Annotated in this window: 24 protein-coding genes; 12 read left to right on the top strand and 12 right to left on the bottom strand. The window is 58.1% G+C overall.

The window, feature by feature from the left end:
• Positions 1–2 precede the first annotated feature (2 nt).
• On the top strand, positions 3–1,064 hold the full coding sequence (cobW, locus tag BM320_RS00880) for a cobalamin biosynthesis protein CobW (RefSeq protein ID WP_090195211.1): 1,062 nt from the start codon (positions 3–5) through the stop codon (positions 1,062–1,064).
• On the top strand, positions 1,061–1,510 hold the full coding sequence (locus BM320_RS00875; protein WP_090195209.1) for a GNAT family N-acetyltransferase: 450 nt from the start codon (positions 1,061–1,063) through the stop codon (positions 1,508–1,510). Before cobW ends, BM320_RS00875 begins: the two co-directional genes overlap by 4 nt.
• Before the next feature lie 2 nt (positions 1,511–1,512).
• On the opposite strand, the gene BM320_RS16330 is transcribed toward BM320_RS00875, so the two are convergent.
• Entirely contained in the window at positions 1,513–1,677 is a 165-nt protein-coding gene (locus tag BM320_RS16330; RefSeq protein ID WP_090195206.1) for a hypothetical protein, read from the bottom strand.
• A gap of 47 nt (positions 1,678–1,724) precedes the next feature.
• Between BM320_RS16330 and cobN the strand changes: the two genes are divergently transcribed.
• The 6 genes from cobN (at position 1,725) to BM320_RS00840 (ending at position 8,366) form a co-directional block, all read left to right on the top strand.
• A complete protein-coding gene (gene cobN / locus BM320_RS00865; protein WP_090195204.1) occupies positions 1,725–5,441 on the top strand; it encodes a cobaltochelatase subunit CobN in 3,717 nt (1,238 codons plus the stop codon).
• Complete coding sequence (locus tag BM320_RS00860) at positions 5,438–5,935, top strand: GNAT family N-acetyltransferase (RefSeq protein ID WP_090195201.1); 498 nt, start codon at positions 5,438–5,440, stop codon at positions 5,933–5,935. Before cobN ends, BM320_RS00860 begins: the two co-directional genes overlap by 4 nt.
• Positions 5,932–6,540: a cob(I)yrinic acid a,c-diamide adenosyltransferase gene (cobO, locus tag BM320_RS00855; protein WP_090195198.1), complete on the top strand. Its 609-nt coding sequence runs from the start codon at positions 5,932–5,934 to the stop codon at positions 6,538–6,540. The genes BM320_RS00860 and cobO overlap by 4 nt, the downstream gene beginning before the upstream one ends.
• Before the next feature lie 194 nt (positions 6,541–6,734).
• Positions 6,735–7,358, top strand: a complete 624-nt coding sequence (bluB, locus tag BM320_RS00850; protein WP_090195196.1) for a 5,6-dimethylbenzimidazole synthase — start codon at positions 6,735–6,737, stop codon at positions 7,356–7,358.
• A gap of 19 nt (positions 7,359–7,377) precedes the next feature.
• Positions 7,378–7,914, top strand: a complete 537-nt coding sequence (locus BM320_RS00845; RefSeq protein WP_090195193.1) for an NADPH-dependent FMN reductase — start codon at positions 7,378–7,380, stop codon at positions 7,912–7,914.
• Positions 7,915–7,970: 56 nt separating this feature from the next.
• On the top strand, positions 7,971–8,366 hold the full coding sequence (locus BM320_RS00840) for a hypothetical protein (RefSeq protein ID WP_090195190.1): 396 nt from the start codon (positions 7,971–7,973) through the stop codon (positions 8,364–8,366).
• Here BM320_RS00840 and BM320_RS00835 read toward each other — a convergent pair.
• On the bottom strand, positions 8,363–9,241 hold the full coding sequence (locus tag BM320_RS00835) for a phosphatidylglycerol lysyltransferase domain-containing protein (RefSeq protein ID WP_090195187.1): 879 nt from the start codon (positions 9,239–9,241) through the stop codon (positions 8,363–8,365). The two genes, BM320_RS00840 and BM320_RS00835, sit on opposite strands and share 4 nt — an antisense overlap.
• Before the next feature lie 113 nt (positions 9,242–9,354).
• Positions 9,355–10,929 (bottom strand): gamma-glutamyltransferase family protein, encoded by a 1,575-nt coding sequence (locus tag BM320_RS00830; RefSeq protein ID WP_090195185.1) that lies wholly within the window; start codon positions 10,927–10,929, stop codon positions 9,355–9,357.
• A gap of 120 nt (positions 10,930–11,049) precedes the next feature.
• Between BM320_RS00830 and msrC the strand changes: the two genes are divergently transcribed.
• Positions 11,050–11,508 carry a free L-methionine (R)-S-oxide reductase MsrC gene (gene msrC / locus BM320_RS00825; protein ID WP_090195181.1) on the top strand — a complete coding sequence of 153 codons (459 nt, stop codon included), beginning with the start codon at positions 11,050–11,052 and terminating at the stop codon, positions 11,506–11,508.
• A 114-nt stretch (positions 11,509–11,622) separates the two neighbouring features.
• A complete protein-coding gene (locus tag BM320_RS00820) occupies positions 11,623–14,067 on the top strand; it encodes a GcvT family protein (protein WP_090200203.1) in 2,445 nt (814 codons plus the stop codon).
• On the opposite strand, the gene BM320_RS00815 is transcribed toward BM320_RS00820, so the two are convergent.
• The 7 genes from BM320_RS00815 to BM320_RS00785 form a co-directional block, all read right to left on the bottom strand.
• Positions 14,064–15,263: an aminotransferase-like domain-containing protein gene (locus BM320_RS00815; protein WP_090195178.1), complete on the bottom strand. Its 1,200-nt coding sequence runs from the start codon at positions 15,261–15,263 to the stop codon at positions 14,064–14,066. The genes BM320_RS00820 and BM320_RS00815 overlap by 4 nt on opposite strands.
• 109 nt (positions 15,264–15,372) lie before the next feature.
• Positions 15,373–16,713, bottom strand: coding sequence for a S41 family peptidase (locus BM320_RS00810; RefSeq protein WP_090195175.1), 1,341 nt, complete (start codon positions 16,711–16,713; stop codon positions 15,373–15,375).
• A gap of 14 nt (positions 16,714–16,727) precedes the next feature.
• Complete coding sequence (locus BM320_RS00805; RefSeq protein ID WP_090195172.1) at positions 16,728–17,804, bottom strand: murein hydrolase activator EnvC family protein; 1,077 nt, start codon at positions 17,802–17,804, stop codon at positions 16,728–16,730.
• The gene (gene gpmI, locus BM320_RS00800; RefSeq protein WP_090195169.1) at positions 17,801–19,315 is read right to left on the bottom strand and encodes a 2,3-bisphosphoglycerate-independent phosphoglycerate mutase; all 1,515 of its coding nucleotides are present in this window, start codon (positions 19,313–19,315) and stop codon (positions 17,801–17,803) included. The genes BM320_RS00805 and gpmI overlap by 4 nt, the downstream gene beginning before the upstream one ends.
• 649 nt (positions 19,316–19,964) lie before the next feature.
• Entirely contained in the window at positions 19,965–20,435 is a 471-nt protein-coding gene (gene rlmH / locus BM320_RS00795; RefSeq protein ID WP_090195166.1) for a 23S rRNA (pseudouridine(1915)-N(3))-methyltransferase RlmH, read from the bottom strand.
• Positions 20,435–20,890 (bottom strand): ribosome silencing factor, encoded by a 456-nt coding sequence (gene rsfS, locus BM320_RS00790; protein WP_090195163.1) that lies wholly within the window; start codon positions 20,888–20,890, stop codon positions 20,435–20,437. The genes rlmH and rsfS overlap by 1 nt, the downstream gene beginning before the upstream one ends.
• A 39-nt stretch (positions 20,891–20,929) precedes the next feature.
• Entirely contained in the window at positions 20,930–21,454 is a 525-nt protein-coding gene (locus tag BM320_RS00785) for a hypothetical protein (RefSeq protein WP_131802231.1), read from the bottom strand.
• Positions 21,455–21,520: 66 nt separating this feature from the next.
• On the opposite strand from BM320_RS00785, the gene BM320_RS00780 reads away from it, so the two are divergent.
• Together BM320_RS00780 and BM320_RS00775 are read left to right on the top strand one after the other, a co-directional pair.
• Positions 21,521–22,024, top strand: a complete 504-nt coding sequence (locus tag BM320_RS00780) for a DUF2975 domain-containing protein (protein WP_090195159.1) — start codon at positions 21,521–21,523, stop codon at positions 22,022–22,024.
• Complete coding sequence (locus BM320_RS00775; protein WP_090195156.1) at positions 22,021–22,239, top strand: helix-turn-helix domain-containing protein; 219 nt, start codon at positions 22,021–22,023, stop codon at positions 22,237–22,239. Before BM320_RS00780 ends, BM320_RS00775 begins: the two co-directional genes overlap by 4 nt.
• Here BM320_RS00775 and BM320_RS00770 read toward each other — a convergent pair whose 3' ends face one another.
• Both BM320_RS00770 and BM320_RS00765 read right to left on the bottom strand, forming a co-directional pair.
• Entirely contained in the window at positions 22,240–23,028 is a 789-nt protein-coding gene (locus BM320_RS00770) for an exodeoxyribonuclease III (RefSeq protein WP_090195153.1), read from the bottom strand. It abuts the gene before it with no gap.
• A gap of 71 nt (positions 23,029–23,099) precedes the next feature.
• On the bottom strand, positions 23,100–24,092 hold the full coding sequence (locus tag BM320_RS00765; RefSeq protein ID WP_090195150.1) for an asparaginase: 993 nt from the start codon (positions 24,090–24,092) through the stop codon (positions 23,100–23,102).
• Positions 24,093–24,183: the final 91 nt, after the last annotated feature.

Here is a 24,183-nt window from a genome sequence, read left to right as displayed (position 1 = left end):
CCATGCCCGCAAAAATCCCCGCAACCGTAGTCACCGGCTTTCTTGGTGCCGGAAAGACCACGCTGATCCGCCACATGTTGCAAAACGCCCAAGGCAAGCGCATCGCGCTGATCATCAATGAATTTGGCGATCTTGGCGTGGATGGCGATATCCTAAAAGGCTGCGGCATTGAAACCTGCACCGAAGACGACATTGTCGAACTGTCGAACGGCTGTATCTGCTGCACCGTCGCCGATGATTTCATTCCGACGATGGAAACGCTGCTGGCGCGCGAAGATAAACCTGACCATATCGTGATCGAGACTTCCGGCCTTGCCTTGCCGCAACCGCTGATCCGCGCCTTCAACTGGCCCGATATTTCCACCCGCGTCACCGTAGATGGTGTCATCACCGTTGTTGATGGCCGCGCGGTTGTTGACGGACAATTCGCCCATAACGTCGCCGCCGTAGACGCACTGCGGGCGCAGGACGAAAATCTTGACCATGAAACGCCCCTGTCCGAGCTGTTCGAAGATCAGGTCGCCTGTGCCGATATGATCGTCGTCAACAAGGCCGACCTGCTGACCGAAGCAGAAGCCGACGCGCTGATCGCCAAGCTCAAATCCGAAAGCCGCGCTGGCGTGCAGGTAATCAAAGCCGCGATGGGTGCCCTGCCCGTCGACGTCCTGCTGGGCCAAGGTGTAGGGGCCGAATCAGATCTGTCTGCCCGCCACGAAATCCACCATCATCACCATGATGACGACGACGATGATCACCACGACCATGAACACAGCCACGGTCATGACGAATTCGAAAGCTTTATCGTCACACGCGGCGAAATTGCAGATGCGTCCGCATTTGCGGCCCAAGTCGCCGATGTGATCCGCAGCCACGGTATCTTGCGCCTCAAGGGTTTTGTCGCGGTCGCGGGCAAACCGATGCGCCTGACATTGCAGGCCGTTGGCCCGCGGGTCGATACCTATTTCGACCAGCCCTTTGGTGACGCCCCGCGCGAAACACGGCTGGTTGTGATCGGCGAAACAGGCCTTGATCAGGCCGCAATCACGGCCGCTCTGCTAGCATGATCATCATCGCGCGGACAGACCCACACCATCCACAAGCGACGGCTTTGCTAAAGCAAAGTCACGCCTTGATGGGGTCGCTCTTTCCGCCCGAAGACAACTACTTTCTGGAAATCGACGATCTGGTCGCCGATGATATCTACTTTTTCACGGCGCGGATCGGTGACCAGATATTGGGCACCGGTGCGCTCAAATCCCATGCGGATTATGGCGAAGTGAAATCCATGTTTGTCGCCGAACATGCACGCGGCAAAGGGATCGGCGACGCGCTCATGCGGCAGATCGAGGATCAGGCGATTGCGCTGAAACTGCCTGTCATCCAGCTTGAAACGGGGAATGTTCTGCATGCCGCGCACCGGCTTTATGCACGGCACGGGTTCACGTATTGTGACGCTTTTGGCGATTACACCACCGCCAAAAGCTCGGTTTTTATGAAAAAACCGCTATGAACCTACCCGGCCTTATTCGCCTCGGCGGCGGCTTTCATCCGCGCGAGCAATTCTTCCTTGCTTGGTCGTTGCCCGAACGGTTTCTTGCGCGACCCATGCGCATTATGTTCACTGTGTTTTGGCGCGTTTTTGCCCTTTTTCGGCGCGCCTGCGGCTTTGTAATCCATGATCTCAACCTCTTGTTTGGGCACCCACTAGCACGGGAAAAATCCTAATGCACCTGCTTGCTGCAACACCTGGCGCAATATCGGACGGATCAGAACCTGTTGATCTGGGGCAGACCCCTGCTGATGTGGTCATTATTTCCGCCGCCGACACCGAACTGGCTGCACTGTCAGAGGCCCGTGCGCAAATGGACAACCCGCCGGACCTGCGGCTGGCGAATATGATGCACCTGCAACACCCGATGTCGGTTGATCTGCATCTGGATGATTGTGCTACAAAATCGCGGCTGGTGATTGCGCGCATCTTGGGCGGGGCGGGCTATTGGAAATACGGGTTTACGCAATATGCGGCGCGGCTGCATGCGGCTGGCATCCCCTTTGTCGCGCTACCTGGTGATGACAAACCCGATCAGGAATTGCGAGAATTATCCACGGTGTCCGGGGCGGATTACGATGCGCTCTGGTCCTATTTCGTCGAAGGTGGCCCGCAAAACAGCACCAACCTGCTCGCCTATGCACAGGCCATGCTGGACGGCGCGGGAAAACCCGCTGCGGCCAGCCCGCTGTTGCGCGCAGGGGTCTATTGGCCGGGCGGGGGCATTGCTGATGCAGCCGCCGCTCAGACTGATTGGACTAAGGGCGCGCCCATCGTGCCAATCATCTTTTACCGCGCCTTGGTTCAGGGCGGCGGTCTGAACCCGATCAACAAATTGGTGCGCAGCCTGTTGCGCGCGGGGCTTAACCCGCTGCCCATCTTCGTAGCCTCACTCAAAGATTCAATCAGCCGCGCCACGTTGGAGCAACTGTTTGCGACCCACCCGCCCGATGTTATCCTCAACTGCACCGCCTTCGCTGTGGGCAGCCCGCATGACGGCGACGACAGCCCGACAAATCCGCTGCTAGCCAATAACGCGCCGGTGTTCCAAGTCATCCTTTCCGGATCAGACGAGGCCTCATGGCGCGACGGGCTGCACGGGCTGACCGCACGCGACATCGCGATGAACGTCGCCCTACCCGAAGTCGACGGGCGCATCCTGTCGCGCGCTGTCAGCTTCAAGGGCGAAGCCTTCTTTGATACGGCCACGCAGTGCCCGATCGCAACCTATCAGGCGCTAGGCGACCGGATCGATTTCACCAGCCAGCTTGCGCGCAATTGGGCCAACCTGCGGCGCACAAAATCCGCCGACAAAAAAACTGCCCTGATCCTCGCCAACTACCCCAATAAAGACGGACGGCTTGCCAACGGGGTCGGGCTCGATACGCCAGCGGCGACGTTGCATGTGCTCAACTTACTCAAAGCTGCCGGGCATCACGTCACGCCGCCTGCAGATAGTGCCGCCATGATGCAAACCATCATGGCAGGGCCGACAAACTGGCTAACGGACCGGGCGGAAAAACAAGGCGGAGAGTTCCTGCCCCTTGCCATCTACCAGCAGCACTTTGACGCCCTGCCATGGGACATCAAAGACCAGATCATCACGCGCTGGGGGCCGCCTGAAAACGACCCGTTCATCACATCGCAAAAAATACTCCCGCCGGAGGCGCAACAGGGATTTGCCCTTTCTATTCATCGCTATGGCAAAGCGGTTGTCGGGCTGCAACCAGCGCGGGGATATAACATCGACCCGGCCGAAACCTATCATTCGCCCGATCTGGTGCCGCCGCACAACTACCTCGCCTTCTATTTCTGGCTACGTCACCATTGGGGCGCGGATGCGATCGTGCATATGGGCAAACACGGCAATCTCGAATGGCTACCGGGCAAGGCGGTGGCATTGTCAGAAACCTGCTGGCCCGAGGCTGTCTTTGGCCCAACGCCACATGTCTATCCGTTCATCGTCAACGATCCGGGCGAAGGCACGCAAGCCAAACGGCGCACATCTGCCGTGATCATCGACCACCTGACACCGCCGCTGACACGCGCCGAAAGCTACGGACCGATGCGCGACCTAGAAGCACTGGTTGACGAATATTACGAAGCCGCAGGGGTCGACCCACGGCGCATCACCCACCTGCGCAAAGAAATCCTGTCGCTGTCAGAGGTCACAGGGCTGGCCAAGGATGCAGGATTTACAGGCGACAGCGACGGCGATCTTGGCAAGCTTGACGCCTATCTGTGTGAGCTCAAAGAAGCACAAATTCGCGACGGGCTACATATTTTCGGCCAGTCACCGACAGGGCAGCAAGAACGGGACCTCGCAATTGCACTCGCGCGGGTACCGCGCGGAGATGGGACAGGCAAAAACGCGTCGATCCTGCGGGCATTGGCAGAAGACCTAAACCTTGGAATCGACCCGCTCGATTGCGATATGGCGGCTACGGCTGTCACAAAACCCGCCGCACTGGCAGGGGATGGGGTCTGGCGTACAAATGGCGATACAGTTGAACGGCTCGAAGCATTATGCCAGCGCGGCCTGCGGGACGGCGGGTGGGGCGATGCGGGGTTCACCCCGCGAGCGGCACAGGCCGTTCTGGACGAAATACTCACTACGGTCTTACCCACCATTCAGGCCTGTGGACCCGCCGAAGGGGCGGGGCTTCTCAGCGCCCTCAATGGGCACTTCGTCGCCCCGGGCCCGTCCGGCGCGCCCACCCGCGGACGGCTGGATGTGCTGCCGACAGGGCGCAATTTCTACAGTGTCGATAGCCGGGCCGTCCCGACCCCTACCGCTTGGGCACTTGGCTGGAAATCGGCCAGCCTGCTGATTGAAAAACACCTGCAAGACCACGGCGACTGGCCGCGCAGCATGTTGATCACTGCTTGGGGCACGGCCAATATGCGCACGGGCGGCGATGATATCGCGCAAGCCCTAGCCCTAATGGGGGTCAAACCCAAATGGGACAGCGCCAACCGACGCGTCACGGGTTTTGACATCCTGCCGCAATCCATCCTTGGCCGCCCGCGCGTTGATGTGACCTTGCGCATCTCGGGCTTTTTCCGCGATGCTTTCCCGCAGCTCATTGCCCTTGTCGACAGCGCCGCACGGGCCGTGCAAGCCCTTGATGAACCTGCCGACATAAACCCCGCCGCCGCTCGCGCCAAAGCAGGCGAAGCCAGAACCCGCATCTTTGGGTCAAAACCTGGCGCTTACGGCGCAGGTCTTCAGGCGCTGATTGACGAACGTATCTGGGCCGAAAAATCCGATTTCGCCGAGGCCTATCTTGAATGGGGCAGCTATGCTTACGGCGCGGGCGCAGACGGTCGCAAGGACCGCGCAGCCTTTGAAACCCGCCTGTCGCAGGTCGAAGCCATCGTACAAAACCAAGACAACCGCGAACACGACATTCTGGACAGCGACGACTATTACCAATTCGAAGGCGGGGCTGCGGCCGCGGTCAGCACATTGCAAGGGCAAGACCGCCCGATCTATCACAACGACCATTCCCGCCCCGAGCGACCATTGATCCGGACACTTGACGATGAAATCGGGCGGGTTGTACGCAGCCGCGTGGTTAACCCCAAATGGATCGACGGCGTCAAACGCCACGGCTACAAAGGCGCGTTTGAGATTGCCGCCACGGTCGATTACCTGTTCGCCTTTGCAGCCACCACTGGCGCCGTGCAGAACCACCATTTTGATCTGGTTGAAGAGGCGTTTATCAAAGACGACGACACCCGCGAATTTATCGCTGACGCTAATGCGCCCGCCCTGCGCGAAATCGCCCAGCGCCTGCAAGAAGCCATCGACCGCAATCTTTGGCAGCCCCGATCCAATTCAGCCCGCGCACGCATTGCGGGGTTATTATCGCCGGGGACCGCCCCTTGACCCCTTATCGCGTCAACGCGCGCGATACGGTGGTTGCGGATGTCCTTGCGCTAATCCAAGACAGTTTCGCCTATATGGACGGCGTGGTTGATCCGCCCTCATCTGTGCATCAGATGACATTGGACAACCTGCGCGACACCGCTGGCAAGGCCGAACTTTGGGCCATCGGCCGCCCGCCACAATGCTGCGCGATCCTCACGCCCAACAGCGGTACGCTTTATATCGGGAAACTGGCCACTGCGGCGGGCATGCGTGGCCAAGGGCTGGGGCGGGGCATGATCCGGCACGCACAGATACGCGCAACTGCGCTGGGTCTAACCAGCCTGACATTAGAAACGCGGATCGAACTTTGCGCCAACCACGCGGCCTTTGCAGCGATGGGTTTTGTCGAAAGCGCGCGCAGCTGCCACAAAGGATTTGACCGCCACACCTCTATCACATTTACCCGACCGGTCCCGCGCGATACGGTTGCCTTAAAGGAGACCACAAGATGACCGAGGATACAGATCGCCACGCGATGAAAATGGCCAAAAAGAAGGTCGCGCGCGACAAGATCATGGCCACCAAGACCGACCAAAAAGGGCTTGTGATTGTGCACACAGGAAAGGGCAAGGGCAAATCATCGGCTGCGTTCGGGATGATTTTCCGCTGCATCGCGCATGACATGAAATGCGCCGTCGTGCAGTTCATCAAGGGCGGCATGTCCACTGGCGAACGTGACCTGATCCTGTCCAAGTTCACCGATACATGCGCGTTCCACACGATGGGCGAAGGGTTCACTTGGGAAACCCAAGACAAGTCGCGCGACACTGAAATGGCGCAGGCTGCTTGGGCCAAGGCCAAAGAGCTGATCCTCGACGAAAGCAACCATATGGTGCTGCTTGATGAAATTAACATCGCGATCCGCTACGATTATGTTGATGCGGCCGAGGTCGTGGCCTTTCTGCGCGACCACAAACCACCCATGACCCACGTCGTGCTGACCGGTCGCAACGCCCATGCCGACCTGATCGAACTGGCAGATCTTGTGACCGAAATGGAGCTGGTCAAACACCCGTTCCGGTCTGGCATCAAAGCGCAGATCGGGGTGGAATTCTAACCCTCGCTGACGAAAGGCCCGCATATGCCAACCCTCAGTCTGCTCACCTCAACCGGCATACAAAGCAGCCCTTGCTGCAAGCGGCATGGCCAAAAGGCCCCTGTCCGCACGACTGACGACCCGATCAGCGGCTTCCTTGTGCCTGTCGCTCAAAGCAACGGGGCGGACCATTCTGCCATGCGGGTGCAGGGCTGATGGAACTGACCCAAGCCCACCGCGATGCGTTGCATGATGTGCTGCTTTGGCGGCGCGATGTCCGGCATTTCAGCCCCGACCCGATCCCCGATGATGTCCTTGCGCGTCTGCGCGCGGCGATGGATCTTGCCCCTTCGGTTGGCAATGCGCGGCCTTGGCGTGTGTTGCAGGTGACAACGCCAGCGCTGCGCGCGCAAATCATCGCAAATTTTGACAGGGCCAATGCCGAAGCCGCCGAAATTTACGACGATGAAATCCGCGCATCCTATGCCGCTCTCAAGCTTGCCGGTTTGCGCGACGCGCCTGTTCATCTGGCTGTGTTCACTGAAAACGAACCGGCCGAAGGGCGCGGATTGGGCCGTCAAACCATGCCCGAAATGCTGTGTTATTCAACCGTGACTGCAATTTATACGCTGTGGCTGGCGGCACGGGCTGAAAACCTCGGGCTTGGCTGGGTATCAATCCTTGATCCGCAGGACGTGGCACAGACATTGGGCGTGCCGGATCACTGGCAGTTGACGGGGTATCTTTGCCTTGGCAGGGCCGCATTTGACACTGACACCCCCTTGCTGCACGAAAAAGACTGGCAGCAAAACACGGCCACCCGCTGGCAGGAAATTTGACCGTTACAAAGGACAACGCATGACAACGCTACTTGGGCTTTCGGGATCGCTGCGCGCGCAATCGAGCAATCGCAAGCTGATCAATGCGGCAGCGCAGATTTTCGCGCCCGACAGATATATCGCGGGCAATCTACGGCTGCCGCTCTACGACGGCGATATCGAGACAGCCCAAGGCATCCCCGCCGAGGTCCAGACGCTGGCCGATCATATCCGCGTCGCCGATGCTGTGATCATATCAACGCCCGAATATAACAAGGCGCTGTCAGGCGTGTTGAAAAACGCACTGGACTGGGTCAGCAGGACCGATGGCAACCCGTGGCAAGACAAGCCGGTGGCAATCATGTCAGCCGCCGCTGGCCGGTCCGGCGGCGAGCGCGCGCAATTTTCGCTGCGTCTGGCAATGGTCGCGTTCCGCCCGCAGCTGTTGCATGGGCCCGAAATGATGCTGGCCGATAGCAACAACCAGTTTGACGCAGAGGGGCATCTGGTCAACGACCGCGCGCGCAAGACATTGACGGCCTTGATGGCAGACCTGCGCGCCCTGACCACCCCCTAGCAATCAGCGCGCGCATTGCTTAGAAGAAACACGTATTTAGCAAAGAAAGACAGCCAATGGCACAACGCGGCGCAGGCGGATCAGACGGTGGAACGATGACGTTTTTGATCGGTGTGATCATGATGATTGGCGGCGGCTATCTGTTGCTGAGCCGGATTGTCGTGCGGCCCAATTTCGGCTTTGGGTCACGCGTTTTCGGAATAGGCGATCTGCCAATCACTTCGGGCATGATTTTCATTCCCTTTATGTTCGGGATTGGCATGGTGTTCTATAATGCCAAGAACTGGTTTGGCTGGTTGCTTGCGGGCGGGTCGCTGATCGCGCTGATCTTTGGGGTCATCGCCAATATGACGCTGCAATTTGAACGGATGAGCGCCTTTGACCTGATCGTGATCCTTGTGATGCTGGTCGGCGGCATCGGGCTATTTTTGCGGTCTTTGCGGGCAGCCTAATGACCGCCAGGTGGCATCCGTTGCCGCCAAAGGTCACGCGCAGCAGCGCGGTCTTCTTCGCTGTGTTTGGGGGTGTTCCGTTCGTTAAACGCGTCGCGTTGATCAAGATAAACCAGAACCCCGGCTGCAGCCTGCCAGCTAAAGACCCACAATGAAATGACATAGATGCCGACAATAAACGCAACCGCCTCCCAAGAAAACGTTGTAGGGACCATGTCGCTTGGATCCCAACTGGCCAAGTTATTCGCCAAAGCGGTATTCGCGGACAGCGATAGATAGGCAAAAACAGCCATCCCCAATAGCCCCAATAACATTGCACAGATGGTAATCACCCAAAGTGCCATGCCGCGCGCGCCGACACCGTAAAATGGAGTGTGCAACTGCCCATTGGCATCGCGCCCGAGCGCGGCACCAGCGATCGGCACCAACATGACCGAGCGCAAGCCTGCGATAAGTACATATGTCACTATAATGAATGTCAGGCCTGCCGATCCTTGCATCGTCATGTCAAACCCGCCGACAAAAAACGTGATACACACCGCCGCCACGCCGCCGATTATCCCTGCTGCCAAAGCCTCGACAAACCCGTAGATCATCGCAAAAAGGAACATCTTGCCGTAACCATGAAAGGCATCCACGCGCATGGCCTGAAATCCAAGTCGCGCCCCCAACATGATCGGAAAGATCGATGAGATCGCAAAGCCCGCTGAAATAACGATCAGCCCCCCGATCAACGGTGAAATCAACGCAATGACCGACAGAAATAGCGCGGCAATAAACCCGATTATCGCAAATATGACGACCAAGAACGGCGCCACCAAACAAAGGCGCCACAAGATTGAAAACGAAAATAGAAATGAACGTACAACCAGCATTATATCACCAAGACCAATTAATCAGTTAACCCGCTCACATCTGAAAAGTTGTTCCAAATGCCTTTGTGTTACTTAGAAACAACCTGCCGCAAGTGCAACCCATAGGCGTGCTATCAATACCCCAGCGCGCAGCCATCCTTGCGCGGGTCGCTGCCTGCCTCAAGCACCCCGTCATCATGGATCATGATTGCTTGTGATCCGCCAATTGCGGTTTGCGGGGTTTGCACATTGTGGCCCATTGCGCGCAGGGCGTCTTTGACCGGTTGCGCATAGCCGTTTTCAACGTTCAAGACATTCCCGTCCGCAAACAGGCGCGGCGCGTCCATTGCCTCTTGGGGAGACAGCCCGAAATCGGTGATATTGCTGACAAACCGCGCGTGCCCTGTCGATTGATACGCCCCGCCCATCACGCCAAACGGCATATAGGGTTTGCCATCTTTTTTCAGCAGCCCCGGAATGATCGTATGCATCGGGCGCTTGCCGCCGCCTGCCTCATTCGGGTGGCCCTGTTCAAGCGTGAACCCGGCCCCACGGTTTTGAAACAGCACGCCATATTCATCAGATGCAATGCCGGAACCAAAGGAATGGAATACAGAATAGATCAGCGACACGCACATCCGGTCCTTGTCGACCACGGTGATATAGATCGTGTCTTTATGCACTGATTCTGTCAGCGGAGCGGCGGCTGGCATGGCCTTTTCCGGATCAATCAGGGCCGCCAGTTTCGCTGCCGTTTCAGGTGCCATCATGTGATCCACCCGCGTCGTGTGATCGGGATCTGCGATAAAGCGGTTGCGCGCGTCATAAGCCAACTTGGTTGCTTCGGCCTCGATATGGGCGCGTTCCGCACCCCAAGGGTCCATGCCGGCAATGTCAAAATGTTTCAAGATATTGAGCAGCAAGATCGCCGTTGCACCCTGCCCGTTTGGCGGGTGTTCGTACAGTTCCAGCCCGCCGTACCCGCCTGAAACCGGATCGGTGTATGCGCAGGCGACCTGTGCGAAATCATCCAGCGTATGGGTGCCGCCCAAGGCGTTCAGGCTCTTGACCATATCGTCGGCCACTGCGCCTTCATAGAACCCCGCACGGCCCTGCATGGCGATTTCACGCAGCACCTTGGCCTGGCCCGGTGCGCGGAACATTTGGCCCGGTTTGGGGACTGCGCCGTTCAGTAGGAATAGATCACGCGCGCGCCCCGACAGGTTTGCGGCACCCTGCGCCCAATCCGACGCCACGCGCGGGGCCACAGGAACGCCGGCTTCGGCGTAGTGGATCGCGGGCGCAAGCGCGGCCTTAAGCCCAAGCGCGCCCCAGTCTTTGGACAGGCGGCAAAACGCATCAACCGCACCAGGGATCGTCACGGCATCCACGCTATAGGGGGCAACGACAGGCCCTTTGGCGCGCAGCGCAGCGGCGTCCAATCCTGCGGGCGCGCGGCCCGATCCGTTCAGCGCGACAACCCTGTCTTCGCCCGGCGGGGTCAAAAGCACAAAGCAATCGCCGCCGATCCCTGTCATCTGCGGCTCGCAAATTCCCAGCAGCACGGCACCGGCAATTGCCGCGTCCACGGCATTACCGCCCGCCTCTAGCATCTGCACAGCGACCTTTGCCGCCAGCGGGTGGGATGTTGCGGCCATGCCGTTGGTTGCATAGACAGCCGAACGCCCGGGTAAGTGAAAATCGCGCATGTTGCCCCCTGAAATCTGTCATGTCCACGCTACGCAAATTTGCGCCTTGTGCAACGGGTCTTGCCCGATTGTTTATGGCGGGGTAAGGCCGCACAAGATTTGATGAAAGGCCCCAGTCCAATGCGTGTTGATTATGACCTGCTTGCCAAAACGATTGCCGCGCTGACCGCGGGCGAAACGGATCAGGTCGCGCTGATGGCGACGATCGCCTGCGAAGTACACCATAGCGACGACCGTTTTGACTGGACCGGTTTTTACCGTGTTACCGCGCCAGAACTGCTTAAGATCGGCCCCTATCAGGGCGGGCACGGTTGCCTGACGATTCCTTTTTCGCGCGGTGTTTGCGGCGCAGCTGCACGAAACGGCCAGACGCAGCTTGTGCCGGATGTCGACGCATTTTCCGGTCATATCGCCTGCGCCAGCAGCACACGGTCCGAACTGGTCATTCCGGTATATGATCAGGCAGGCGCGCTGATTGCGGTTTTTGACATTGATAGCGATCAAGTTGACGCCTTTGACACGCAAGACGCGGATGCTTTGGCCAAGATCCTTGCTGCGACATTTGGGGCAGCCTGCTAGGGCCGCAACTTGCGGCAACGGGGATAGGCACCACCGTTTCGGCATATCGAATTTGCGTGACCGAATCGCGGATTCGTGAAACATTTTCAATGTCTTCATATGAAAGTTGCCGCCATGCCTGTTTTGCCCGCCTCGGCACGTGTTGTTATTATTGGTGGCGGGGTGGTCGGCTGTTCGGTTGCGTACCATCTGGCCAAACTGGGCTGGACAGATATTGTGCTGTTAGAGCGCAAGCAACTGACCTCTGGCACAACATGGCACGCCGCGGGCCTGATTGCGCAGCTACGCGCGACCGCGAATATGACCAAGCTCGCCAAATATTCCCAAGAACTATACGGCAGCCTTGAGGCTGAAACAGGTGTCGCCACGGGCTTTAAGCGCAACGGATCAATCACGGTTGCCCTTACCCAGGAACGCCGCGAAGAAATATTCCGACAGGCCGCGATGGCCCGCGCCTTTGGTGTCGAGGTCCATGAAATCAGCCCCGCAGAAATCAAATCCCGATACGCCCACCTGAATTGCGATGGTGTGCAAGCAGGGGTTTACCTGCCGCTTGATGGCCAAGGTGATCCGGCCAATATCGCGCACGCATTGGCAAAGGGCGCACGGATGCGCGGTGCGTTGATCGCCGAACAAACCAAAGTCACCTATGTGCACCGTAACGGGCGCAAGGTCACCGCCGTTGATTGGGAAACGGCGGGTGATCGCGGCACGATTGCCTGCGATATGGTGGTAAACTGCGCCGGCATGTGGGGGCATGAGGTTGGCAAAATGATGGGCAGCAATGTGCCGCTACATGCTTGCGAACATTTCTATATCGTCACTGAAAACATCCCCGGACTGGCGCAATTGCCTGTCCTGCGCGTGCCCGACGAATGCGCCTATTACAAAGAGGACGCAGGCAAAATCCTGTTGGGCGCGTTCGAACCTAATGCCAAACCGTGGGGCATGGACGGCATCCCTGACGATTTCGAATTCGACCAATTGCCCGAGGACTTCGACCACTTTGAACCGATCCTTGCGGCCGCAGTGAACCGTTTGCCGCTGCTGGCGGAAACGGGAATTCACACGTTCTTTAACGGCCCCGAAAGCTTTACGCCCGATGACGCCTACCACCTTGGGCAAGCGCCCGAGATGGACAATGTCTGGGTCGCGGCCGGTTTCAACTCGATCGGTATCCAATCGGCTGGCGGCGCGGGCATGGCGCTGGCACAGTGGATGGACACAGGCGCAAAGCCTTTTGATCTGGGTGATGTCGATATTGCGCGGATGCAGCCGTTTCAGGGCAACAAGACCTATCTGTTTGAACGGTCCAAAGAAACGCTAGGCCTGCTATATGCCGATCATTTCCCGTTCCGGCAAAAGGCAACCGCGCGCGGTATCCGGCGCAGCCCGCTGCACCAACACCTGCTGGACCAAGGGGCGGTCATGGGCGAATTGGCGGGGTGGGAACGGGCCAACTGGTTTGCAAACCAAGGCCAGACGCCCGTCTATGAATACAGCTGGAAGCGGCAGAATTTCTTTGGCAATGTTGCCGCCGAACTGCATGCAGTGCGCAGCAATATTGGCATCTATGACATGTCGTCATTTGGCAAGATCAGGGTCGAAGGACGCGATGCGATGGCATTCCTGAACCACATCTGCGGCGGGCAGATGGATGTCGCCTTGAGCAAAATTGTCTATACGCAATTTCTTAACCATGCGGGCGGGATAGAGGCAGATGTCACTGTCACACGCCTGTCGGAAATGGCCTATCTGGTCGTCACCCCCGCCGCCACGCGGCTGGCCGATCAGGTCTGGATGCAGCGCAATATCGGCGATTTTAACGTCGTTATCACCGATGTCACAGCCGCTCAGGCGGTAATCGCCGTGATGGGGCCGAACGCGCGAAAATTGCTGCAAACCGTGTCACCCAATGATTTTTCAAACGACACAAACCCCTTTGGCACCGCGCAAGACATTGAAATCGGCATGGGGCTGGCGCGGGTGCACCGTGTCACCTATGTCGGCGAACTTGGTTGGGAAATCTACATATCCGCAGACATGGCCGCGCATGTGTTTGAAACCCTGTTCGCGGCGGGGCTGGCCATGGGCGCCAAACTCTGCGGTCTGCATATGATGGACGCCGCGCGGCTTGAAAAAGGGTTCCGCCATTTTGGCCATGACATCACCTGCGAAGATCACGTGCTTGAGGCAGGGCTAGGCTTTGCGGTCAAAACGGAAAAGCCCAGTTTCATCGGCCGCGATGCGGTATTGCGCAAACGTGACGCAGGGCTAAGCAGACGGCTGGTGCAATTCATGCTGACCGATCCTGAACCGCTTTTGTACCATAACGAACCTGTTTTGCGCGACGGCAGACCGGTCGGGCATTTGACCTCGGGCGGTTATGGCCACAGCTTGGGCGCGGCGATTGGGATGGGCTATGTGCCTTGCGCAGGCGAAACGGTAGACGCGTTGCTGGGCAGCACATTTGAAATTGATGTCATGGGAACGCGGGTGCGCGCGCAGGCCCAGTTGCGCCCGTTCTATGACCCGAGCGGGCAACGCACAAAAGCCTAGCGCAGCAGTGCGCCCAGCCGTTTGATGCCTTCGTTGATCGTTGTCTCGTCCGGCAGCGAAAAATTCAGCCGGATTGTGTTACCGCCCGATCCGTCCGCATGGAACGCGCGACCTGGCACAAAGGCCACGCGCTGTCTTTCAAGCGATTTAGCCAAGAGCGTGGCGCCGTCGATATGATCAGGCAGGGTCAGCCAGATAAACATGCCGCCCTCGGGTCGGGTCCACTCCACGCCCGCAGGCATATTTTGAGAAAGCGCGTTTAACATACAGTCGCGGCGATATTTATAGGTGCTTCGCAAATTTGCCACATGATCCGCAAATATGGATCGCGCCACAGTATTGATCGCAATCTGGTTGATCGTTGCGGAATGCAAATCCGACGCCTGTTTCATCAGCACCAGACGCGAAATCACGGGTTGCGCGGCGCAGACCCAACCAACCCGCAGACCCGGCGCCAGCGTTTTTGAAAAACTGCCGCAATAGATCGTGCGGCACGCGTCGATATCGCCCTTGCGCGCAATTTCAAGCGCCAGAACGGGCGGCACCGGTTCGCCATCATAGCGCAAGGATTGATAGGCGGCGTCCTCGATCAGCGCGATGTTCAGATCGTCACCCAAATCAAGCAGGGCCTCGCGACCGGCACGGTCAATCGTTTCGCCTGTCGGGTTCGCAAAATCGACCGATGCATAGGCAAATTTGACCTGCCCGCCCGCTGCGGTAGCGCGCTGCGCATAGTCAGCGGGGGGGCGGTTTGTGTGCAGGCAAAGCCGGTCGTAATTTGGCTCATAGGCGTTAAACGCGCCAAGTGCGCCCAGATAGGTCGGCCAAGAAACCAGTGCTGTGTCACCAGGCGAAAGGAATAGTTTACCAAGGTAATCAAGACCTTGCTGCGACCCCGAGGTGATCAGGATATTATCGCGCGTACAGGGCACGCCCAGTTCTTGCATCTGCCCCGCGATCCAGTCGCGCAGCGGTGGATAGCCTTCGCTGGCAGAATATTGCAGGGATTCAGCCTGCATGACAGGCCCAAGCGCCGCCGCAAACGCATCTTGAAACGCCTTTGCAGGGAACAGCTTGGGATCAGGGATCCCCCCCGCAAAAGAGATAATATCGGGTTGGTCCAGCAATTTTAGCAGCTCGCGGATTTCAGACGCGGTCATGCGCGCCATACGCGTTGCAAAAATCTGGTCCCACATGGTGATTCCCCTCCACTGTGCGCGTGATGCGGGCATCTTGGCACAGGATTCGACTAAGTCAACAAGACTGACCTAATGCCCGCACAGCCCCCTGCACGAACGATCAGCGCTAGTTGCCCCCTGCGACCGGTCCCAGTGCGTTAAGACCTTTCAGGATATCAATTGCATAGGCCAATTGATAATCATCCTCGCGCAATTGGGCGGCCGCTTCGGCGCGGGCGCGATCCTCTTCGATCTGGCGAATTTCATCTTCGGTCAGGCTGTCGTTGTCCAATGCACCGCGCAATGACGCCTCTGTGCGTTGGGTGCGTGCGCCGTCCTCTTCTTCGGCATCAGGCTGGCGGCGCGGCTGTTCGACGATGATATCAGGCGAAATGCCCAGCGCCTGAATGGAACGGCCTGACGGCGTGTAATAGCGCGCCGTAGTCAGACGCATCGCCCCGTCACTGCTAAGCGGAATGACAGTCTGCACGGACCCTTTACCGAATGAATTGGTGCCGACAACAATCGCACGGCGGTGGTCTTGCAATGCGCCTGCCACAATTTCAGAAGCAGAGGCAGAGCCGCCATTCACCAGCACGACAATCGGTTTGCCCTGCGCCAGATCACCGGCAGTTGCGTTAAACCGTTCCCCGTCTTGCGGATCACGTCCGCGCGTCGAAACGATTTCTCCCGCATCCAGAAACGCATCGGACACATAGATTGCCTGATTCAGCAGCCCGCCGGGGTTATTGCGCAGATCAAGGATAAACCCGTCCACATTGTCGATCCCGCCGGCCTCGGCGATTTGTTCGGCGATACCTTCGTTCAGGTTCGGGAATGTCTGTTCGTTAAAAGTCGTGATCCGCAGCACCACGGCTTTGCCTTCGGTGCGGCTGCGCACGGCGGTCATTTTGATCGTGTCACGGATGATGGACACGTCGAAGGGTTCAACTTCGCCTTCGCGGACCACCGTGATGATAATTTCGGCACCAACGGGTCCGCGCATCAGATCAACCGCCTCGTCCAGCGTCAGCCCCATGACGCTATCGCCATCGACGGCTGTAATGAAATCACCCGCCAGAATACCCGCCGCATCCGCGGGGGTGCCATCCATCGGCGAGACAACTTTGACCCAGCCGTCTTCTTGAGTCACTTCGATACCAAGCCCGCCAAATTCACCGCGCGTGTTGATCTGCATATCAGCGGCAGCTTCGGCAGACATATAGCTCGAATGTGGATCAAGCGATGTCAGCATGCCGTTAATCGCCGCTTCGATCAGTTCCTTGTCGTCGACATCTTGGACATAATCGGCGCGAATCCGTTCAAAAATATCGCCAAACAGGTCGAGTTGCTCATAGACATTGCTTGATGATTGCGCGTCCTGCGCGACCAGCGGTCCGGCGACCTGAACAGTCGTGACCAGACCAAGGGCAGCGCCCCCCAAGGCAGCAAATACTAGTTTTTTCATTTCACGTCCTATGTCTATTCCAACGCGAACCACGCGTCCGGGCTAACCGAACTCTGCCCGTCTCTGACCTCAAGATAAAGAGGGACAGCAGCCGCTTGGGCATCTTCATCGGTATTTTCGCTCAAATTACTGTCATCACCTGAAGGATTTCCACCCATGACCCCAAGCGGCGTGCCTGCGGGCACGATTTCTCCGGCTTTACCGAATAGCTGCGCGAGGCCGGCAAAGATAAAGACAACGTCGGGCGCAGGTTCAATGATAACCACGTTCAAATCCCCCAAGAGAGGACCAACATAAAGAATCGTCCCTTCAACGGGAGCCAACACAAGGGCCTGCGGCGCAGTCGCGATATAGACACCATCTTCGCCCCGTCCTTGTGGCTGCACAATGCCCGCAACCGGCAGCGGCAGATTGCCTTGGGCAGTCAGTACCCGTTGCGAATCCGGCAAGGTTTCGGCAAGCGCATCGGCAAAACCCGCCAGTGATTGCGCCCCCGACATCAGCAATGCCGCTTGCACCGGATCCGCGTCAAAGCTTTTGGGCAGATCCGTGCGCGCAGAAATCGCCTGCCCGAGCGCTGCCCGCGCCGATTGTGCCGATTGCATCCCCGTTGTCAGCGATACGGCTGTGTCTTGTTGCAAAGCCTGCAACGCCTGAAGCTGTGCAATCTGCGCGCCCAGATCATCCGCGGCGGCCTGCAAGGCTTGGGTGACTTCGGCAGCAAGCATGCCCGCGCGCGCGGTTTCTATCGGTGTTTGCGGCTGGCTGCGTGACACAGGTGCGGGGGTTTTTGATATGGTCGCAAGCGTCCCGACCAGCGCGCCGATTGCGGCCCGCCTTGTATCAAGATCCGCGGCCAGCGCAGCCTCTTGGGCGTGCAACTGCCGCATGCCCGACCGCGCAGCGGCAAGCCCCGCCTCGTAGGCCTGCACCGTTTGTGTAAGCGCGGCAATCTGGTCGCGCGCATCGCCCGCTGTTTGCAGTCGTAATTGCGCCGCCTGCAACTGCGCCATCGCATCGCGCGCAGCTGTTTCGGCGGGTTGCGCAAAAGCAGGCAACGCCAGACAGATGAATAATGCGGCAAACCTCATTTTTGGATCAATGTGCGTCCGGTCATTTCAGGCGGCAATTCCAGCCCCATCAGATCAAGAACGGTTGGCGCCAGATCGGCCAACCGCCCGTTGCGCAATACGGCACCTTCTGGCCCGCCAACAAGCGCCACAGGCACGGGGTTTAGCGTATGCGCCGTATGCGGCCCGCCCGTTTCGACATCAATCATGGTTTCGCAGTTGCCGTGATCGGCGGTGACGATCATCGCGCCGCCCGCCGCCTTGAGCGCCGCCAGCACCTGCCCCAACCCGCGATCCACAGATTCGCAAGCCTTGATCGCGGCACCCAAATCACCGGTATGCCCGACCATATCGGGATTGGCGTAGTTCGTGACGATCATGTCATAGCCTTCGCCGATGGCTTTCACAAATGCCTCGGTCACTTCGCCTGATGACATTTCGGGTTGCAGATCATAGGTCGCAACTTTGGGCGATTTGGGCATGAACCGGTCTTCGCCCGCCGCAGGTTCCTCGATACCGCCATTGAGGAAAAACGTCACATGCGGGTATTTTTCGGTCTCGGCCAGCCGGAACTGGCGCAGCCCGTGTTTCGCCACCCAAGCCCCCAGCGTGTTCTGGATATCGCGTTTGGGGAACACGGTTTCGAACAATTCATCATGGCGGTCCGAATAGCTGACCATCCCCAACAATGCGGCCAATGCGGGCTGCGGGCGGTCAAACCCGTCGAATGCAGGGTCTGCAACGGCGGCAAGGATTTCGCGCGCGCGGTCCGACCGGAAGTTCAGGCAGAAATACCCGTCGCCCTCTGCAAAACCGGCGTAATCGCCGATCACGGTTGCGGGGATGAATTCATCTGTCTTGCCATCACTGTAAGCGGCGCTGATCGCATCTTGCGGTGTTGCGGCCTTGGCCCCTTGTGCCGTTGCCATCGCATCATAGGCCGTTTGCACACGATCCCATCGGTTATCGCGATCCATCGCAAAATAGCGCCCGATCACGGTAACGATCTGCGCCGTTGCGGGCAGGCCAGCTTGCAATTTTTGCATGAATTCTTTGGCAGATGAAGGCGCCACATCGCGCCCATCAGTGATCGCATGGATCACTGTAGGAACACCCGCAGCGTCCAAGGCTTTGGCCGCCGCGATAATATGGTCCACATGCCCATGCACGCCGCCGTCAGACACAACGCCCATCAAATGCGCGCGCCCGCCGGATGCTTTCATCTTGGCGATGAAGCCTTGCAAAGCCTCGGCCTGCGCGAATGTGCCGTCTTCGATCGCCAGCTCAATCTGGCCCAAATCCATCGCCACAACGCGGCCCGCGCCGATATTGGTATGGCCCACCTCGGAATTGCCCATCTGCCCGCCGGGTAGCCCCGCATCGCGCCCGTGGGTCATCAACTGCGCATGCGGCCCCTGCATGACCGCGTCGAAATTGGGGGTATTGGCGAGCTTGGGCGCATTGCCCACCGGATCATCACGCAGCCCCCAGCCATCAAGAATACACAGGACGACGGGTTTGGGTGCAGACATGGGGAAATCTCCGATTTGGTGTTACGGCAGGTCTAGCGCAGGTCGGCGGCAAACGGAACATGAATTGATTACTAGCCCGCTTTGACTATGCCCTACTAGAATGGAACTGGAACGGCCTATCAATAGACAGCGCGCCAACTGGGCCCAAGGTTACTATGAGCGCACTGCCTCTAGTGATTTCGATTTCGCTCGCGAGCGGTTTCGATTAACTTGATAAACTCCGACGCGTTGAAAGCTTCGGGCTGACATGCAAACCAGTCTTGATGCAAAGTGACGGTCTGCGCGCTAGGGTCGACCACTAGTGCAAATGTATTGAATTTAAGCTCAGCAATCGCGTCCTTTTTTAAAGCCCTCTTGACGCGTTTCAGAAAAAGGCCGGCAGCGCCCGCGACTTCTTCGTCAAGAAAACCAAGTGCTACTTTTCGATTTGAACCTGTCACGGCAAAGTGAACCCATATTAACGCGTCGGACGGTTACCCTCCACCGTTACCAGGTGGGCGATTTTACGACCCTGATTGTCACCGATACTGTCTATTTACTGGCGCGTCACCGTCTGAGTATCATAATGGTTCAACAAAACCAAAGCAGCAATACTTAACGTGAGTGTCGAGTACGACGACCACAAATTGCGGCCCATTGCCAGCCCAAATCAAACCCGGTGATAAGGCCCGCCCGACAAAATCGACGCGGCGCGGTAGAGTTGTTCGGCGAGCATCACGCGCACAAGCATATGCGGCCAGACCATTTTGCCGAAACTCAGTGAAGCATCCGCTTGGGCGCGCAGGCTGGGGTCGATCCCGTCTGCGCCGCCGATGACAAAGGCGACGTCTTGGCGGCCTTGGTCGCGCCAATCGGCTAGCATTTGCGCAAAATCGGGCGATGACATCACCTTGCCGCGTTCATCCATCGTGCAGATCAATGCGCCTGCGGGAATGGATTTTTGCAGCAGTTCGGCCTCGGCGGGCATACCGCCGCCTTTTTTATCTTCGACCTCGATCAGTTGCGCAGGACCAAGCGCAAGCGCGCGGCCTGTCCGGTCAAACCGCGTCAGGTAATCTTCGTAAATGTCGCGCTCTGGGCCGCGCCGTAGCCGGCCCACTGCGCAAATATGCACCCGCATCAGTTGGCCGCTGCGGACCCGGGCTGCCACATCTTTTCGATCTGGTAGAATTCGCGCACTTCGGGGCGGAAAACATGCACGATGATATCGCCGGTATCAATCAGCACCCAATCGCCGCTATCCTTGCCTTCGATTTTGGAAAACACGCTGAAATCCTGTTTCAGGCGTTCCGACAGTTTTTCGGCAATCGCGATGACCTGACGGGTGGACCGGCCCGAAGCGATGACCATGTAATCACCCATTTCGGATTTGCCACGTAGATTGATCTGCACGATGTCTTCGGCTTTGTCATCATCAAGCGATTTCAGGACAGCCGCCAAAAGTTGGTCGCTGGTCACAGTTTGAGAACCCGTCATATGCGGGACCCCGGATGTGGCAGCATCGGCTGCCGGTGTGGAAAGAGACAGAACATTGTCCTCCTTTATATACGCCGTCATGACCCCGGCGCAGGGCATGCCATAAAACTAGCAACGCCCTGCGTATTTTTCAACAAACTACGAAAGGCAAGCGCCCATGTCGCGGATTTGTGCGGCGCTTGCAATGGCAGAAAGCGGACCATTGCGCACGAGTGGCTGAAATTCACCACCTTGGGTGGTTTGTATTGCCACGCTCACGCGGGCATCCGGGTCTGGCCCTGCCCCGATTTTGCAGGCCGCGACATGCACGCTCAGCGCGCCTTGGGTGGCATCCTTGTTTTGCGTCTCCCATAGTCGCGCGGTGGCTTGTGCGGCACGCAACCGTGCGTAATCAGCCGCCGCAATCCGAAACAGCTGCGCGCCCGCATCGCGTTCAAGGATCACGTCCTCTTGCAAGGTTTCGCCCGTATCCGTGCGGCGCGCAGAAAAGATCAGCCGCGCCGATCCACGCTGCACCCCAAGCCCGTCCGGCAAAGTCATCAACACCGCAAACCCGGCAGGGTCAGCCGTGGTTGGCGAAAGCGTGGACAGCCGCGCCACTGTGGACGGTACGATGCTGCTACACGCACAAAGCGCGAGGATAGGTAGAAGTGAAAGTCGCATGTGATTCTCCTTTTGACATTAATAATTTATCGTTTTACAGTAAATTATCATTCAAGGAAGTTAAAAATGCCGCATACGAAAAATCTGCAAAAATGGTCGCATGTCTTGTTGGTTGCCAGCTATGCCTGCCTTGCCTGCGCGCCGCTATCGGTGCTCGCTGCGGTGCAAAGCGACGAGGCGACGCAGCTATTTGCGGGGCTGGGGCGCGCGCAAATAGCTGTCTTATGCCTGCTTTGGCTGTTCAAACCGCTGGTCCTGATGGGCGCATTCTGGCAGATGACCCGCCTTTTCAGTCATTTCAAATCGGGTGAAGTGCTGACCGAAGCTGCCGCCATTTGCATCAAACGGATCGGTCAATGCCTGCTGGGCGCTGCGGTCATTTCCTTTGTCACTGTCCCGCTGCAATCGCTATTGATCTCGCTTAACAAAGCGGCAGGCGCGCGCAGCGTATCTGTTGCGATCTCAAGCGATATGATCCTTTTTGCAATGGCAGGCGGCTTGATTATTGTGATCGGCTGGGCCATGCGCGAGGCGGCAAGCGTTGCGCAAGAAAATCGGGCATTCGTATGAAAAATGTTGAAATCATCGTCCGGCTGGATGTCATGCTGGCCCTGCGCAAGATGAAGTCGCGCGATTTGGCGCATGCGGTGGGAATCACCGAACAAAACATCAGCCTGCTCAAATCCGGCAAGGTGAAGGGGATCAGGTTCGAAACGCTCGCCAAAATCTGCGCAGAACTCGACTGCCAGCCCGGCGATATTCTTGAAGCGGTCGCGGCCGAATAGCTAGACATCAAAAGTTGCAAAGACCGGCGCGTGGTCGCTGGGCCGGTCCCATCCGCGTGCTGCGCGCATAACCCGGCTGGAATGTGCCGCATTCTGGATATCGCCCGTCGCCCAGATATGATCAAGCCGCCGACCTTTGTCCGCCGCATCCCAGTCTTTGGCGCGATACGACCACCAGCTATATAGCTTGCCATCGGGAATATCGTTGCGGGTCACATCGGCCCAGCCACCTGACGCCATCACATCATTGAAATGTTCGACCTCGATCGGTGTGTGGCTGACGACCTTGAGCAGCTTTTTGTGGTCCCAGACGTCATCCTCACGCGGGGCGATGTTCAGATCACCGACAAGGATGGACTTTTCCGGTTTTGACGCGTGGAACGCATCACGCATGTCGGTCAGGTAATCCAGTTTCTGGCCGAATTTTTCGTTCACCTCGCGGTCCGCAACATCCCCGCCCGCTGGGACATAATGGTTGTGGATCGTCACGCCATTTTCCAGCCGCCCTGCGATATGGCGGGCATGTCCAAGCTGCGCAAAATCTTCGGCGCCTGCCTCGACCATCGGAATTTTTGAAAAAATTGCGACGCCGTTATATCCCTTTTGGCCGCGCGCAACCATATGCGTGTAGCCAAGCGCAGTGAACTGATCGCGCGGGATTTTATCAACCGGGCTTTTGCATTCTTGCAAACACAGCACATCCGGCGCCTGTTCACCCATCAGCTTGGCCACGATATCCGCGCGCAACCGCACCGAGTTGATGTTCCAAGTCGCCAATGTAAATGCCATGCCGCAAGCCTTCTCAAAGATTATTCATAACGCTTGTGCCGCGCTATCAGGTGGTGATCAACCCGATTGGGTCAAACTCGCAATGCCGCGGCGGGCTGCACCCGCCCGACAGTGATCCCGCGCCAGTTTTTCAATGTTGGGGTCATCCGCGCAATTGCCGCCGGATGGTTGGGATCAAGCACACCAAGCGACACCAGAATCGCCGCAATCACGCATTCGCTCGCACGGGTCGCGCCATCGCGGATTTTCAGCGCAACGCCGATCCGCTTTTCAGGGACAATCGCAACAAACACGCCGTCTGCGCCGGTCTTGATCGCCGCGCGCCCATTCATCGCGCGCATTAGGTCGGTGCAGGCGCGGGTTTCGCCCGCAACTAGTTCGGGATAGGCCATCATTGCCGTGCGCAGCTTTAACGCGGCGGTGCTGCGCAGATCAGACCGGTCGTGTGCGCTTGCAAAGAATGCCATCGCGCGGGCAAGCCCGTGCACCGTACAGGCATGGTTGGGCGCCGAACACCCGTCGATCCCGAATGCCGGGCTGGTTTCGCCTGTGGTTTCTTCGAACGCGGCCTTGCCCATTTGCTGCACAGGGTGGTCGATCTTTTCGTAATCGGCGCCGCCGCCCAGATGTTTGTTCAGCGTCAAAAAACCGGCGTGCTTGCCCGAACAATTGTTGTGAATCTGGCATGGCTCTGCCTGTGCGCGGATCAGCGCATGGCGTGCATCCTGATCGCCGGGCACCTGCGGGCCACAGCGAAAATCGGCATCTGTCAGCCCCAAATCACGCAGCCAAGCGCCAACGCGGTCGGTATGAATGGCCGCACCTTGGTGCGACGCACAGGACAGCGCCAGCTGTTCTTGGGTCAGATGCGCCCCCGCGCCGCTTTCTAGCAGTGGCAGGGCCTGGATCATCTTGCACGACGATCTGGGAAAGATTTGCGCCGCCGGATCGCCCCATGCGTTCACAATTTCGCCAGTGTCATCACAGATCACCGCATGCCCTTGGTGAACGCATTCAAGCAGCTCGCCGCGCCATACTTCGACCAAATCAACGGGGTTTGCCATTCTTTTGCCTTTTTGGATTGTAAATGTAGGCGCAATAGCGCGCGCATTGCCGTTTTGGGGGCTTTCCCCTTGGCTGGTTTTTTTGTTAAAG

Origin of the sequence: Yoonia tamlensis, assembly GCF_900115105.1 — a bacterium.
Taxonomy (GTDB): domain Bacteria; phylum Pseudomonadota; class Alphaproteobacteria; order Rhodobacterales; family Rhodobacteraceae; genus Yoonia; species Yoonia tamlensis.
This window is presented reverse-complemented; position numbering and strand designations above follow the sequence as displayed.